Origin of the sequence: Synechocystis sp. LKSZ1, from assembly GCF_040436315.1 — a bacterium.
Taxonomy (GTDB): Bacteria; Cyanobacteriota; Cyanobacteriia; order Cyanobacteriales; family Microcystaceae; genus Synechocystis.
Genome location: NZ_AP031572.1, coordinates 2,036,774 through 2,053,267 on the forward strand (window position 1 = coordinate 2,036,774; position 16,494 = coordinate 2,053,267).

At 49.7% G+C, this 16,494-nt stretch carries 8 protein-coding genes and 1 pseudogene; 3 read left to right on the forward strand and 6 right to left on the reverse strand.

What is annotated here, in order from left to right; genetic code table 11:
- Positions 1–9: 9 nt before the first annotated feature.
- From ABXS88_RS09525 to ABXS88_RS09535, 3 genes are all read left to right on the forward strand, one after another.
- Positions 10–2,136, forward strand: a complete 2,127-nt coding sequence (locus ABXS88_RS09525; RefSeq protein ID WP_353671808.1) for an AAA family ATPase — start codon at positions 10–12, stop codon at positions 2,134–2,136.
- Positions 2,137–2,200: 64 nt separating this feature from the next.
- Entirely contained in the window at positions 2,201–2,461 is a 261-nt protein-coding gene (locus ABXS88_RS09530) for a hypothetical protein (RefSeq protein ID WP_353671809.1), read from the forward strand.
- A complete protein-coding gene (locus ABXS88_RS09535; RefSeq protein WP_353671810.1) occupies positions 2,440–2,616 on the forward strand; it encodes a hypothetical protein in 177 nt (58 codons plus the stop codon). The genes ABXS88_RS09530 and ABXS88_RS09535 overlap by 22 nt, the downstream gene beginning before the upstream one ends.
- A gap of 218 nt (positions 2,617–2,834) precedes the next feature.
- Here the strand turns inward: ABXS88_RS09535 and ABXS88_RS09540 are convergent, their stop codons facing one another.
- The 6 genes and pseudogenes from ABXS88_RS09540 to ABXS88_RS09565 all read right to left on the reverse strand — a co-directional run bounded on the left by ABXS88_RS09540 (position 2,835) and on the right by ABXS88_RS09565 (position 16,456).
- Positions 2,835–3,380 carry a hypothetical protein gene (locus tag ABXS88_RS09540; RefSeq protein WP_353671811.1) on the reverse strand — a complete coding sequence of 182 codons (546 nt, stop codon included), beginning with the start codon at positions 3,378–3,380 and terminating at the stop codon, positions 2,835–2,837.
- A 136-nt stretch (positions 3,381–3,516) separates the two neighbouring features.
- A complete protein-coding gene (gene dsr2, locus ABXS88_RS09545) occupies positions 3,517–7,236 on the reverse strand; it encodes an anti-phage defense-associated sirtuin Dsr2 (protein ID WP_353671812.1) in 3,720 nt (1,239 codons plus the stop codon).
- Between the two features lie 312 nt (positions 7,237–7,548).
- Entirely contained in the window at positions 7,549–8,979 is a 1,431-nt protein-coding gene (xisF, locus tag ABXS88_RS09550) for a fdxN element excision recombinase XisF (protein ID WP_353671813.1), read from the reverse strand.
- A gap of 11 nt (positions 8,980–8,990) precedes the next feature.
- Positions 8,991–9,908: pseudogene (locus ABXS88_RS09555) on the reverse strand (YifB family Mg chelatase-like AAA ATPase); the annotation flags it as partial.
- 49 nt (positions 9,909–9,957) lie between these two features.
- Positions 9,958–15,408, reverse strand: coding sequence for a diguanylate cyclase (locus tag ABXS88_RS09560; RefSeq protein WP_353671814.1), 5,451 nt, complete (start codon positions 15,406–15,408; stop codon positions 9,958–9,960).
- A 175-nt stretch (positions 15,409–15,583) separates the two neighbouring features.
- On the reverse strand, positions 15,584–16,456 hold the full coding sequence (locus ABXS88_RS09565) for a 6-carboxytetrahydropterin synthase (RefSeq protein ID WP_353671815.1): 873 nt from the start codon (positions 16,454–16,456) through the stop codon (positions 15,584–15,586).
- Positions 16,457–16,494 lie beyond the last annotated feature (38 nt).

Here is a 16,494-nt window from a genome sequence, read left to right on the forward strand (position 1 = left end):
GTACCCTCAATGACGATACAAAATCTCACCATCCCAGATCGCTATCTGCCTCTATTCAATGCCCTGGGTGACCGCATCACCGAAACAAACGGTAATCCGATGGACAGCCCGTTAGCGCCGGCAAATCCCCTGGAGATAGCAGAGCTACTCAGTTATGCAGGCCAAGGCCAGAAAGCAAAAGACTGGCTCAGTAACCACTATCGCCTAAAGGACTACCTGGGCCTACTAGATACCGTAGTCTATCCTGTCAAATACCAAATCAATCAAGGGGCAAGGCTCACCGGCTACAACTGGCCGATTATTGCCGAAGACCTGGCAGATTGTCTAAGCCTGGTCGATACCGATAAATTCCGAGACGAGGAAGTATTGGCGATACTCGAGCAAACCGAGCCTCACTGCGCCGACGAAGCCGAACTGACTACCATCGCCCAAGTATTGCGAAAAGTGGTTCACGACTGGCAAGGATTCCCGTCCCTCCTGCGGATCATCAGCAAGCGACTAGAGCGGCGGCTATGGCATGATAAAACCCCCAAAGAAGGTAACGACCCCACCAAGCTCCGGCTGGAGATTGCTGCTTACCTAGCAGAACACGACCTGATCGCTAGAACTCTACTCAAGACCCAAATCTGTCGCTCATTTGGCCTGGACAAGAAAACCTTTGAGGTCATTGCCGAATCCTTGGACAATAATTCCAGCAAGCCCAAAGCGAAGCTCTATGACCCCACTGAATTTATGGCCCTGCCAACCACGGGAGCCAACCTCCTGGCCCCTGGCTTTGTAGCGATGGGAGTCACTTTACTTGCCGGCAACCCAGGCGGGGGCAAAACCACCCTACTCTATGACCTGGCTGGTTGTGTCATCAATGGCGAGGAGTTCCTAGGGGAAGTTCCAACGCGCCAAGGGCCTGTCCTCTTTATCAATTGCGACGAACGCCATAACTTCAGCCAAGACAAGCTCATCAACCGAGGCATTACCCACAGCTACAAAGTCCTGCTTGACTGGGATGTTAGCCAATGGGCCATCCTAGAACAAGCGGTGGAAGACCTACGCCCCGCCTTGGTCATTGTCGATTCCTTCAACTCCATTCACAACGACCCCAACTTTGACGAGAATTGTGCCCAGGCCAGTCAGACCATTAAAAAACTGGAGCAGTTATCCGCCAAGCACTGTACCCCCGTTGCTATCACTCACCACCTCAATAAATCCAAGGACAACAAGGGAGTCAACAAGCTCAGAGGCTCTACCGCCATCGCCGCTTCAGTGTCCTCGACCCTCATCCTCGACGGTGAAGGCACAACCAAAACCCTTCGACAAGACAAAGTGCGTGGATCAGAGCCCCTCAATGTAGTCATCGAAATGAACGTCGAAGAGGGTCGCTTCAAACTCATCTCCGGCAACGTGGCCGACCCTGCAACCAAATCCCTGGCCCAACGACTCAAGGAGTTCTACGAGCAACACCCCGGACTCTACGAAATAGAGGAAATCAACTACTATCTCCCTGGCCTTGACTCTAAGCAACTCCGCAATGCCCTAAACCGACTCCTTGGCACTCCGATCCACGGCCAGCCCTTCATCAAACGTCCCTCCGAATCCAATCCTCGCCGCAAGGTCTATGGCATAGTACTTCCAGAAAATGTACCTGTTGAGAAACCTGTGGAAAACTCACCCCCCATATATCCCCCCTCACACACACATGAACCCGACCCCCCGAAAGCTATGCAACCTATTCACAGTAAAGATTACAGCTTACGCACAACGTTAGGCACAACTAACGCACAATTTACGCATAACAACGGATGTACACCCCCCTCTATATCTTCTGAAACTCTTGCCCAGACGGAAATGCACAAACGCACAACTAACACACAGCGACAGGGTGTGTGTGTCTCCTTTGAAGCTATGCCCAACTCACAAATGGCAGTATATACTACACTTGATTTACCCCCCCTCATTATTCCCCAGGCCTACCCCGGCTTAATTTTCTTCGTAGAGCAATATCCAGGCGTTGAGATTACCGTCACTCGTTTGAAGTCCGAGAATGGCGAGTGGTTCTATGGCAACACCAGTTTTTGGGCAGATGACGAGTTATTCCATGTCAGTGAAATCGTTGGCATTCAGCCTGAATTAGAGTTTTAGCTTTTTTGACGACATAAGTTATCGCCATGAATCTGATAAATTTAGCGCTGGAGTATCGAGACCTATGCAATCAGAAAAACAAATCCGATACCGAAAAGACCTGTTCACTCACCCCAAGCCAACGCGAGAAAGCAAGCGAGTCTATGCCAATGCCCAGCAGGAAATCCTAGTGTTGGACGCCTTGGTTAACGGACCTCGCACCATTCACCAGATCAAGCAGGCAACAGGCCTATCTCGTTGGCAGGCCCAAACCACCCTACGCCGATTACAGGGCCTTGTCCGCAAAAACTGGAATACGGGAAAATGGTCACTTATCGACAACTAACACTCTTTGACGAGCGAACGCCTAGTAAGCCCGTAGAAACCATCAGTAGCATCTTCACCAAAACCTATTGTTACCGTTGCGTCTATGGACCGGTCTATTGTCTCAAGGCCACCTTTGGTATTGGGATGAAGTGCTATACCTTCAAGCAAGGCTAACATCAATGCTCTGGCCCTGAGCAGCCTTTCCTACAACGGAAGGGGAAGAAGCATAAATTTGTTACCCTAATTTGGAAGATTAGTATTGCATCCAGTGAGGTGACGAGTAGTATCGGCCACGGTTCAATGGGGCGCATCTACCGTCAAAAGCGTTAGCAGACTTTGTACATTCGTTGCATAACGGAATTGTTAAACCGATTCAATTCAAGCTGATATATTTATTTAGAGAGATTTTCAATATCATTCACAAAAATTCCTAGAATCGATACTTCATCTATTTGCTGGTTTTGATGACCTAGATCTTTTCGCATCGCTAGTAGCAATTGACCAAATATCGAAATGGGACTGCTCGAGGCATTTTGTATATTACTACTTGCCATTTGTCGAAACTTAATATACAGATTCAAGACATCATCAGATGCCCATAAAATCAAGTCAGGTGTCATTTCTGCTAATTCCTTAACTATAACTATTTCTTCTTCCTTCTTAGGTTGCTGCCCTAATCTTGTAGCTAGAATTGAATCGAAGAAGAAGTTAATTACTTTGTCGTATATCTCGGTTTTTTTAGGCTTTTGCTCATTACGAATTTGGATTTGAAAATTACCAGCAAATGTAATCAATGTACCTAATAAAGCAATCAGAATTGTGATGAATTGCCAAGGAGCTTTGCTAATTTCATGAAACAAAGCCCAAGTTACTAAGCCAACAATAGTAATTGCAATTATTCCAATACCAACATTCTGCCAGTTTACACTATTTTTCATGCTATTTGTTGATCAAAATATTTGTAGAAAATATCCTCTAGAACGATTTATATCCTCACTACAAAAAGATAACTAGTGACAATAGAGCGTGGTTGAGTTTCCATCTGAGTGGAGCGCCTTATGAGCCGAGATTCACTTAGGTTTTTTCTGTTTCGCAATCTCTCCATACGTTTCTAATTTCAGCAAACTCATCAGGAGATAGACTTGTCTCACGCCATTTTTCAATAACCGCAGGGACGGTTAAGCTCCGAGATTTGTAATATTTCCAGAGTACTGCTGCCAAAGTGGATGAGATGAGCCGGACTGTCAGTTTTTCGTCAAAATTCAAATCTGGATTGTCATTATCGTATGCCGTATCAGCAAGTAACCTACCAAGTCGCCTTTGGACAGCTATTTCCAGACTAGTTGAAAAACTATCTAGCGAATTTTCCAGAATACGAACGATGATTCGCAGTGCTAAGTTTATGGAATGTGTTGGACACCATGTAAGATATTGGCTGAGTAATGAGTCTGGATCCGGTTTAAATGAGTCTGGATCAGCATCATTCCCAATAGCAATGATTTTGGCGATTGCCATAAGCCCATCTTTTTGGATGTTATCCTGATTCGAAATCAATGCTTCACTGATCCGGTTATAAACATCAGCCTTCTGATCCAGGCATATGGGAAGACAAGCCGCTTCAGCTGCAAGACCCGGCAATCCGTACTCCCGAACTTCCTTAAGAAGTCGATTGAGGGATGTTTTAATTTCGTCAGGTGAATCTGCGCTGAGTTTCGGGCCTACAACTTCGGCAAGCAGTTCGACCATACGGGCAAATCTTGCCTGAAATTCTTCCGATATTGAGAAAAACACATTTCCCTTTTCACTCAGTCTATCCTTGTCGGCATCCCACCACTCAATCAGGTGTTGTAGAATCTCGGCGGCATCTTCCGCCGTCCAGATACTTGCGCCATTATTATTATTTGCATTAATAATTTCGTCCACGATGAGGATATTTCCATTCATTATGCTGATGCCCTTGTCTTGCTGTTTTTTTTGAATCGGAAAAGGCGTGGACATGACATAATTTTTGAAAAGCTGGACAGGATTAACACCCTCAGGATGGGGAAGTCGCAAAAACATAAATTTGTAGAAATCGGTACCATCCGGCAGTCCGTACTGATCCGTTACACACCAGATAACTCCTGCTAATTTCCTGCTTTGGCCGTCGTCAAGTAGCTGTAAGTTGTACAGTGTTACCAGAGATGTTATTGCCCAACGCCGACCTAAATTATCCGACGTTGCCTGTTTCAACAAGTAGTCTACCAATCCAGGCTGAATTTCCAAGACAGGGGCACATTCAGGCTTCTGATTTAACTTGAGTAGTAGGAAAGGATTCGGAAATTCGTTTTTGACGAGTGGGCTCAAATCTTCGGGGAAAGGAATTTTTAGTAAGTCCGGAACCAGCATGTATTGCTCTACTTCAGACATAGAACTTATGAGCCGAATGGTTAGGCTTTTGATATTCCGGTAATTCGTTTTGTTGGGTGAAGTATAGATTCCATGAACAAACTCAAAGACGCGGTGCTTCATCTTACCTGAACATTTGCAACAGAGCCTCGATATGATCTCAGGCAGTAGCTGTGAGAGACGCACACTGTAACTGTCCTGTCGAAAAGTATCGCCTGCGTAGATATCATTCCGGCATTTATTGAGCGCATCCAGATAGCTATGAATTAACTGATCTGCCTCATTGGCAGTAAATCTGTAAACGGACTCGCGGCTGAACAGGCTATCAACAGCTTTCGCATCCCCCAGCCTGACAAGCGTTGCCATCGCCCAAAATGAAGAATAACGAGATATACATTGCAGACTTGCCAACGCGGTTTTCGCTGCCATTGTATAGATACCGATACGATATGGTAAGCCTACCTCCTCACAGAATCGAAGGAAGGAATAGGCACTCAATCCTTCCTGGTCAATACTGCTAAAGTGGTGAGTTTTAGTGACCAAGCCAATATCAAATTCTCGTTTCTCAGTGATGGTTCTTATTTGAACCGGCGAATTTCTCAGAGTTAACTCGAAGAGCTTGATTTCGTTATATGGGTCATATTTTAACCTTTTAAATTCATCCAATCGCTCATGGAATTGCTTATTGTTTTCTTGCAGTGTTTCCCATTTCCCCTTTTCGAGAGTAGCAGCATCTTGAATGTATTTCCCCAATAGCATCGCATTACTTTCGAGAGAAACCAAGGTGAGATCTGTTAGACTCGCCTTCTGATTTAGTTTTTTCCTGATGTTTTCCAGTGCATCCCTTGCAATTATTTCGGCTTCATTGAGTAAACCAATTTCAGCTAGTCCGGCAGCACGCTTGGCCATCCAGTAGGATTGCGTTTCATTTGGTCGCCAGTTTTCAATACGTTGTTTAGCGTTGGGCAGATCCAGGGTAAAAAGGCTGAAGAGAAAGCCTTCGTAATTCAGAAACTCCTTTTGCTCTGCCGAAAGATAGTCGGAAAGATCATTAAGCAGGATTTCCGCTTCCTTCCATTTTTCGAGATATCCCTCCTCACGATAGAAGCGTAGCATAGCAAGCTTAATGGCCAGCCATGCCTGCCGAAGGTCATTCCATGATAAATCTTGAAATTTATCTTCCCTGGGGTGGATTTTGCAGTTTGCAGGTAGATCTTCGTTTTGAAATGGCCAGTACTTGTTGAGGATTTTTTCGCAAAACTCTGCTATGTTGTTGAAAACCGGTAGCAAACACCTTTCAAGCCGCCAAATCAACTCAAAAACATATTTAATATCCAACCCCGGGGGGGATTTCTCCATGTCCGGAAGATATCTAACCCAGTTCTCTGTAAATACCCACAAATTCTCTCTTTTATCATGTGGTAGAATCAGCCAGCCGGGATAGGACTGCCTTTGCCGCCGCCATTCTTCCGTGATCTTCTGAAACTCTTCGATACAATCCTTTACGTTAGCAGGATGCATCATTTGGGGGTCATGAGGCCAATCAAGAGCATCCGGTTTTTTCGACCTTATGTATTCGAAAAACCAACTTAACGCCTTTTTGTGATCATGTTTCTCGATGCCGTGGCAACACGAAAGGTCAACGACAATAATCCCACGTTGCATCAGAAGTTGTAGCCTGGCGGACGAAAAGTTGAATACCCCGATCAGATAAATTTTCTGGGTCTTGTCTTTACCAAGGTTATCGCGAATCCAGCCGATCCACTGAAGAAAATTGGGATCGTCTCCGGAAAATCCGATCAGGCAGAAGGTGTTCTCAAGAAGGGCCTGCTGAACGGTATTGACGAAAGGGGCATAGTCATGAGGATAGCGCCGGTAATCCTCTTCGGTGATGATAAAGGGCCGCTCCGAGGGGAAGCTGCCGTGGAGCTTCACAATTCTGGGCTTGATGGCGTAGGGGATATCCTCTCTGTTAACAACCGGCTCGTATCGCCGGGTTACAACCTTGGCGCTAGCCCGTTCAATCAAGGTGTCGTAATTAGTGGTGAATACATCTACCCATGGCAACTCAAGTAGCTCGACATGGAGACCAGAAGGTTCGACGTTCAGATCCGGGATGTTGGCGCGGAGCAAGTTCTCCAGCGCGGGTCGACCAATAGCCGCCTGCACTTCTTCAGCTAGCCGCAAAATATTCAGATACTTTTGTCTAGCTAGATCAGGCTTAACCCCATGTGCTTTCTGATAAAAAAGATCGCCCAACTGGTTCCAATCAGGAAACCCATTCCCCGCATTTTTGCTGAAGCCTGCACCAACCATTACAGCGGCTCGCTCAGCCCATACACGTTCCGCAATTTCGTTTAAGTAGGGGCGGATGGAATCCGGCACATCGTTGTTCGTTACTCTCATTACATCTTTCCTTTTTTAGCTGACTAGAAACTATACAGACTGCATATCAAATACTTTTTTAAATCTTTCCGCATGTTACTTCAAATATAGAAATCGTAAGCAGTTTTCCGTATAGTATGCCAAAAAAACTGTGAGAGGTAGCTCTGGCTATTCTTCATCAACAGCCCGCTATACTGCTGTTTAGTGAAACATGACTGGGGATTAGAGTTCTATGTGTTTAACAAGTTCATAACCTACCCAGGCCATGTCCTGGCCCTTCCCAGAAAGAGCCGACTGTCTGGACGCCTCAGCGCTGAAGATGGACTCACTGCATTACATGGTCAACTCGACCTTAACGACAGCTCCATCCCGAATCAAGATGGTCTTGACCCATTTGCGATAAAGGGCCCTAATTTCTCCAGAGCTTAGTCGTTCCTCTAGCCAAGCCCAGAAACTAGGGTCTGAGAATATCTCTAACACCTCACCTTGTCTCGATAGGGTTTCTTCGTGCTTGATGATCTGGTTAATCTCTAATCTGGTAATTTCCCGCTTGGTTTCTTCAATGGCCTCTCTGATCACTCTGGATTGGGGTTGAATTTGCAATAGGTCTTCTACCTGTTTCCTGAGTATGGGAATCTCTGGGTTTTCTTCCTTAGCCTTTTGTCCTGACTCTAGCTTTACAATATCGCCGGCCCTCTTGATCAATTCAGCGATAACCGCCTCTTTCACTCGCTCTGCCCGGACTCCTTGGACCTGCTCGCAGGCCCTTAACTCGGCGTAGGTACTACATTGATAGCGGTAAGTATAGACCCCAGTCCGTCTCCGACTGGAGCTTATCAAGCAGTGGCGATTACAGACCTCACATCTCACAATGCCCAAGAAATGGTGTTTACTCCCACCACCACGGTTCCCCATGCGCTTGGAATTGCGGATCAGAATATCTCTAAGGATCTGCCATTCTGCCTCGGTTATCAGGGCCTCGTGAGTATCGCGGATGATTGTCCAGTGGTCTTCGTATTTAACCCTCGCTTTTCTCGTCCTTCCATAGGCTATATGACCGCGCAGAATTGGATTGGATAGCCAAATGGATAGCCCCGACGCTCCTACACTCGCATCTTTCTTCCTCTGACCCTTTCCTCGTGAATATATTTGGATGCCGAAGGTTTCGTTATATTTTCTCAGGGCCTTTCGCAGGCTTCCCAATTCAAGTATTAAATCGATTCGGTATCTTGCTAACTCAGCGGGGCTCCATTCTCGACCATCACAGCAGAGGATAGGGGTTCTATCCAACTCCAGGCGGTTCTCTACTTTCCGATAGCCAAAGGGTGCAAAGTACGGCTTCTGCTGTTTTTGGTGGTACTCGTGACCATGCTTGACCCGTTCCGACAAGCGATCACTTTCCATCTCTGCCAATGCGCCCAACATATTGAGGTGGAATTTACCCGCCGCTGTCGTGGTATCGATAGCGTCATCCAGAACCAAAACCTGTACCTGGTGCTTCTCGCAATGCTCAAAAAACTTCTTCAGGGTAATAATGCTTCGACTAATCCGGTCACATCGGGTGGCGACAACCTTCTTTACCCCACCGGCTGCTATCAATTCTATCAACTCGTTAAACTGTAATCGCTGGTCTTTTCTACCGCTCTCTACGTCTGACAAAATCTTGTCAACTCCATGCTGGACTAACCTTTCTTTCTGTTGCTCCAGCGCCGAGCCATAGGACTGCTCTCGATTACTTACCCTCGCGTATCCAATAATTTGCATTGTTTTATGCTTTCATTTAAAAACAACACCCCCCGGTGAGCCAAGGAAATTTCCCCCGGTCGCGGAAAACTACCGCCTCCCACTAAAGCAGGGCCCGAGGCGGAATGGTGGGGACTGCGGAAGGGCCGTTCTTGAATCAAACTACCCCGTTCTTTGAGTAAACCGGCTACGGAATGAATTTGAGAAACCTCCAGGGCCTCATCAAAGGTTAAGGGGGGCAAAATCCCAGACAAACGCCGGGCCAGCATCGTTTTGCCACTCCCCGGTGGCCCAACAAAAATTAAGTTATGACCCCCGGCCGCCGCAATTTCTAGGGCCCGACGGGCATGGCTTTGGCCCTTGACATCTTTAAGATCCAAGCTAGAGGCTGGCTTGATGTTCTGGCCCTGGCCCTTGTAGCGAAAGGGCTGATAATCCTGGGGCCGGGCCAAAAATTGCACCACTTCCCGCAGATGCGTAAACCCATAGACGGCTAGGCCTTGAACAATGGCGGCCTCCGGCGCATTATCTCCCGGCACTACCAGGCCCTTGAAACCTAACTTATGAGCAACGGCGGCAATCGGGAGCACACCAGTCACGGCCCGCAGACTGCCATCCAGAGACATTTCACCCAGAAAGAGAAAATCATTGAGGAGACTGGCCTCCACCTGTTCCGATGCTGCCAGAATACCGATACTAATAGGCAGATCAAAACTCGGCCCCTCTTTGCGGAGGTCGGCTGGGGTGAGATTGATCACAATCCGACGAACTGGAAAGGCAAAACCGGCATTTTTAATGGCAGCCTTAACCCGTTCCCTCGATTCCTGCACCGCCGCATCAGGAAGACCCACCAAGGCAATGGCTGGCAGGCCCCCCGACACATCCACTTCAACGCCGACCTTAACCGCATCGACTCCCAACAGGGACGCACTCCAAACCCTCGCTAACATGGATTGATTAGGCCATTAGAATAAATTTTGGCCGCATTATAGCAGAGGGCTAGGCCTCCTCTGGGTTAGCCTGACTGAGCGGGTCGTAGGCCACTGTTCGATTGCGGCCCTGTTGTTTCGCCCGGTAGAGGGCCTGGTCTGCTTGGGCCAGTAATTGCTGGGGATGACTATCCGGGCCGGGAGTCAGTTGAGCGACCCCAATACTAAGCGTTAAGTATCCCGTCTCCGAGGCCAGGTGGGGAATATTCTGTTCCAGAATGGAGGCTCGGATGGCCTCTGCCACCATGACGGCACCGGTCTGGTGAGTATTGGGAAGGATGACAGTAAATTCCTCTCCGCCGTAACGGGCCACTAAGTCCGCAGGGCGTTTGATTTGCTGGGTTAAGCATTGGGCCACTTGGATCAGGCAATCATCGCCCCGTTGGTGGCCATAGCAGTCGTTATAGTTTTTGAAGTAGTCAATATCAATGAGTAACAGGGCTAAGGGACTTTGCTCGCGGCGATGACGTTGCCACTCTTGGTCTAGATACTCATCAAACCGCCGACGGTTAGCGATCTGGGTCAGGCCATCTAAGGTCGCTAAGCGCGTTAACTCTTCATTGAGACGTTGCAGTTCCTGAGTCCGCTGGGCCACCTGGTGTTCTAGGTGATTGCGATAGTCCGCCAAAACTTGTTCTGCCTGACGGCGCTCCGTAATATCTTGAAAGGCAGTCATCGCATACTGGACATTGCCCGCTTCATCGAAGATGGGGGTTCCCCAAGCCTCTAGAGGAATACATTGTTGTCCTTGATGGATCTCAAGATCATCGACATGACAGGTTTCCCCCCGCAGAGCCCGAACAATTGGTAACTGCTCGTTGGGGTAGAGCTGTTGAGTCCCGGCCTGATAGTTATGATAAACTTGTGCGATCTGAGAGCATTCGGTTTCTGGCACCACGCCCTGACCTAGAATCGTCTGGGCCTTTTTGTTAGTGTAGTAGGGATAGCCATCTTTATCGAGAATCCCGATGCCAATGGGAACCGCCTCCAAAAATTGCCGGAGGGTGCCCTCCTGACGCTTTACCTGGGCATACAACTGGGCGTGGCTGACGGCAATGGCTACGGAGCCCGCCAGTAATTGTAAAAATTCCAAATGGTTTGCGGTAAAGACCCCACGACTCGCTTGATTTTCCAGATAAATCAAGCCGACTAACTGTCCCTGATTCACCATAGGAAAGCAAAGTACAGAGAGTAACGGCAAGGATTGTAGGTAGGGATCCGGACGAAACTGGTCTTGTTGGCAAGCATCATCCAAAACCACCGCTTCTTGAGTTCGTGTGACGTAGCGAATGATGGACAGGGGAACAATCTCCCCTATGGGTAAGTTTGGACAACAGCCCGTCTCTTCCCCATGGCTACAAGCGGCAATTTCTAGGGGGGTCGTTTCTTCACTAGGCTGAGCCGAAGGTAACAGGATACACCCCTTCTGGGCCCCCGCATTTTCCAGCAGGATACTCAGGAGGGTCTGGAGCAAGGTGTCTAATTCAATTTCCCGACTAATGGCCTGGGAGGCCTTCATTACCGTCATCGTATCCAAGGATAAGTTGCTGGCTTGGCCCTCAGTCCAAGCGGAAAGAGACGTCTCCATGGCCCTCCGTCGGGGGGCCAATTCGGGCGCTAATTGCTCAACCTTGGCCGTTGCCCCCCAAAGACGGTAGGTATAGTCGGCCTCCGTTAGGTAAACCTGGGCAATGCGTTGGTGGCCCCAGGCTTCGTAGAAACGGGCGGCCAGTTCATAGGCCAGGGCCTCTTCCTGCAAAAATCCCTGGGCTTGGGCGCCGGCAATTGCTTGGTCATAGTATTCCATGGCCTCCAAAGGCTGGCCCAGAATACGACACTTTTCGGCTTCCACCAACTGCCACTTGTGTTGGTAATTCATCGGAGCCTGTTCGGCCCAGCGTTGGAGCTGGCACTGGTTTTGGGCCACTCGGGGTAATAATTGGCCCTGATCAGGGGATTTAGGATCCAGGCCCGCCAGGACAATTAAGGAATCGTAGAAATAAAAACCGGCTTCACAGACCGTGGCCAATCCCCCCTTGAGATAATTTCGGGCCCGGTCGATATCCTGTTGGGCAAGGGGAAGGCGCCCCAGGAGAAAGAACAGCAGGGCCCGGTGGAGGTAAAAGTAAAACAGTCGAGTCACATCCGCTGTTGCCAGAGCGGGCCGGAGAAGGTCATTGTCCACCGACGTTGATTCCCAGGCCAGTTCCTGGTGATCGGGATTCCCCTGCAAGTAAACCACGGTCTCCCAGAGGATGCGGCAATAATTGTAGGACATGGAGAGATTAAACCGCTCCAGAAGTTGGCAATACTCTCCAATTTGCTTTTCCAGTTCTCTTAGGGGTTGGCCAGACCAAAAAGCATTCACACAAAATCCCTGGCCGTTATGACCAACGTATTCCCACTTGCCAATATCCAGAGCAACTTGATGCCCAGAACGGAAAAGTGGCAGGGTGTCCCGCAGGGGATAGCGATGGTGGAGAAGATAAAACCCCACGGGGAGGGTTGTAACAGCATAAATGCACTTATCCTCGGTCAGGGAGGCTAGGGCATAGGCCAATTGCCCAAACTGTACCCCTTGCTCAATCTGCCGTTGGTGGTTGAGCAGAAAAATGCCGTAGTCGGCGTACCCGGTAGCAGAACTGGGGGCATTACCGTACTGGAGGGATAGCTGTACCTGGAGAATACAGAGATGATAGAAGATAGGGGAACCCGCTAAATAACAGGCTGGAATCAGGCGATTAGCAATTTTCATAATCGCCAGGGCCTGGGGGTCTACCATCGCCGGCAGGTGGACAAGGTCGTTCGTCTGCTGGGATCCCATCAGGGCCGTGATGGTCGCGACACCTTGTTGACTATCCTCTTCATCAAAACGCTCAGGCAGTGACCGGCCGAACCGAGCAAGGGCGGTCTGGCCCCACTGGATGGCTTGGGTAAACTGGTGCTGTAGGGTCAAGGCCTGAATTTGGATCAGATAGGCCGCTAGAGCATCCAAGGGTTGGTGACAGTGCGCCAGGATGATCTGAACCCGAGTTTCTGCCTCATCAAACTGGCCCGCTAAAACCGCCACTTCCGCCAGGAAGGTCTCCAAGGCCAGGGTCAGGGCGTAATGGTCTTGCCAGGCCCGATCTCCCAAGAGTTTGAGGCCCGTGAGGGCATAATCCTGGGCGAGGACATGGGCCGCGGTTAATTTGGCCTGTTGGCCCGCTTGGAAGTTGAGTTGGGCTAGACGATATCTCAATTCTCCATTCCCTTGAGTTAGCCTCTGGGGAGGGCTTTGGTTCAAGTGATTAACAACCACAAAGATATTATCCTGTAATACTTCTGCGGGCCAGTAATCCAAGAGTAGGGTGCCGATACGGTAATGAATCTCACCATGGTCTGCCACAGGCTGTAAATGATAGGCTGCCTGCTGGAGACGGTCATGGCTAAAGTGATAACTGGCCGGATGCTCTGAGGTAGCCGGCCCCTGACTCAAAAAGCCAGCCACCAGGGCCTGTCGGAGGTCTGCCGCAATCTCTGCCTGCGGTCTGGCCTGTAACTGGGCCAATAGGGCCAACTCAAAATGGGTGCCCAGATGGGCCGCCAGGGACAATAGGGCCTGAACAGAGGTGGGGAGTTGCTGGAGTTGTCGAACCATCAGTTCTGCCACATTCTCGGTAAAGTCCAGACCTTCAATGGCCTGCCGTTGCCATTGCCATTGGCCTGCTTGGGGATCAAAGGCCAGCAAGCCTTCTCGGTGGAGGTTCGTCAGAAACTGATTCACAAAGAAAGGATTGCCCCCGGTTTTGCGAACGACCAATTCAGCCAGGTCGGCTACCATCGGCGGGGTCAGGGCCAGACTATCGGTAATCAGTTGCTCTATCTGGTTTACTGTCAGAGGCTCTAGGGTGAGCCGTTCTTGGACAAGGGGCTGACGGGCAAACTGACTTAACAATAGGGATAGGGGATGGTCTGACGGTAGGGGATCATCACGATAGGCCAAGATGAGGAGCAACGAAGTAACCGTGGGGGGCTCCAATAGATGCTGAATCAAGGTCAGCGTAGCGGTATCCGCCCATTGCAAGTCATCCAAAAAGAGGATCAAAGGCTGATCCGGCCGGCAAAAAGCTTGAATCAATTGCTGGAAGACGGTCTGGAATCGATGCTGGGCCTCGGCGAGGTTGAGGGCCACCAGGGGCGGTTGGGGCCCGATAATCAGCTCTATTTCCGGCAGGACATTAATCACCACTTTGCCGTTGACCCCCAGCAGACTTTGCAACCGTTCCCGCCACTGCTGGAGTCGAGTCTCTGATTCCGCCAAGACTTGATGTACTAGTTGGGTTAAAGCGGCGATGAGGGCCGCGTAGGGAATATTACGCTGAAACTGATCAAACTTGCCGCTAACAAAAGCCATGCCCCGCTGGGGAAGGGTCGATTTAAGGGAATGAACAAGGGCCGATTTACCAATGCCCGAAGGGCCGGATACCAACACCACGGCACTGCTGTCCTCCGCCTTCTGTTCGAGGACGGCCAAGGTCTGGAATATCTTGTCCATGACCCATTCCCGACCGTACAATCGGCCCGATAATTGAAAGCCGGCCGGATGATCCTGGGCCCCCAAAACAAATTGAGCGCGACTGGCCTGCTGTTGCCATTGTCGCCACCAGCATTCCTCTAAGTCAGTCTGGAGGCCCCAGGCACTCTGGTAGCGCTCCTCGGGGTTTTTAGCCATCAGCTTGGCCACAATATCGACCAACTCCGGCGGGATCGCTTTTGCCGTCACCTGGGTCAAGGGGGGCGGCACCTGGGCCAAATGAGCATACACCAGGGCCAGGGGATCCGTCTGGGGAAAGGGTAAACGGCCCGTTAACAGTTCGTAGAAAATGACCCCTAGGGAATAAAAATCCGTGCGGTAATCCAGGCCCTGATGGGTGCGACCCGTTTGTTCCGGGGCTAGGTAGGGAAGATTTTTTACCCAAGTCTCCGGCCTTAAGGGGAAACGGGATGGTTCCAGTTGGCGTTGACTAGCTTGGCTAAAGTCAATGATCTTGAGGACAAGGGTGCTGGGATTGAAAATGAGATGACGAGGGTTGAGGTTTTGATGAATAACCTCGTGGCTATGGAGTTGTCCTAACCCCTTCGCGATTTCAATGGCTAGGGGTAAAAACTGCTCTAGCCCAAGGCCCTCGGGATATTGGCTTAGCCACTGCTTGAGATCCAGTCCGCCAATATCCTCTAGAGTCATCACCAGGGTTTTGTCCCAGGTTTCTAGGCTGTAGGCCTCAATAACGTAGGCCAAGGGGAGAGAACGGATCAGTTCATACTCTTGCTGATACTCCTGCTTTTGTTCGGTGTCGGCCTTCAGGACTTTCAAAATCACGGGAGTGCCGTCGGCTATCCGTTGACCCCGATAAATCCGGGATTGGATACCCTCATAAAGGAGGACTAGGTGTTCAGATCCGGCGCAGGTGGTGGCCATGGGAAGCAAAGGAGGATAGCGGCCCGTAGAAGCTCAGCATCAACACCACAAATTTTGGGTAATCTTGGCTTGAGGGCAGGGCTATTCGGCTATATTCCAATATAGATTTTCTTACCGAATTGCGTTGTCATTGTGTTATCTATCCCAGCCCATTCCATCCAAGCAAGGAATTGTCCTAGCAGTTGACTAATTCCGGTTGGGCTGAAGTATGGCTGATAGAGGGGAAGACTTGCTGACGACAATGAATTTCGCAGGAATTATTCGGACTTTCGATCAAGGTTACTTTTTCCAGTTCAACCCCCAGGCGACGCACGGGTTCCTGGAGTAGTTGGGCAATGTAGAGGGCGATATTTTCCGCCGTGGGAACAACTTCGGCGAAGTAGGGAATATCTTTGTTAAGAAAGGTATGGTCGAAGGGTTCTACCACCAGATTCTGCACCAGGGCCTGGAGGTCTCCCAGGTCAACAATCATGCCGGTGCGGGAGTCCATTTCCCCGGTCACGGCAATTTCCAGATGGTAGTTGTGGCCATGGCCATTGACCCGAGCGCATTTACCGTAAATTTCCGTATTTTCCTCTAGACTCAACGCCGGCAGGGCCAGACGATGAGCGGCACTGAAATGGGTTTTGATGTTTAACGTAGCTTCCATAGCATTTCCTCGGTAATCAACCCAGAGTTCGGGGTGTTCAAATAGACGGACTTTGACCAGGGGCAGGTGGGGGGCCAAGCGGGCCCAGATGGTTTTAGCGATAAATTCCGTGGTGGGCAAGGTCTGCTCAAATTCTGGCCAGACCTGGTTCAGATAACTATAATCCAGTTGATTCGTGACCTCTTGCTTGATCACGCGCTTAACCGTGGAGAGATTTTCGACCATGCCAAAACGGTCTAGCTCTCCCCAAAGGGAAACGTAGAGGACGTAATTGTGCCCATGGCCGGGAAAACGGCTACAGGCCCCAAAACGCCGCTGATTTTCCGCATCATCCAGTTCCGGCAACCAGTAGCGATGACTAGCAGAAAAGAGGGCGCGACGGTCAATAGTACATTGCATGGTGACTGACCCAGCAGGCGGTGTGAATTTTTGTTAAG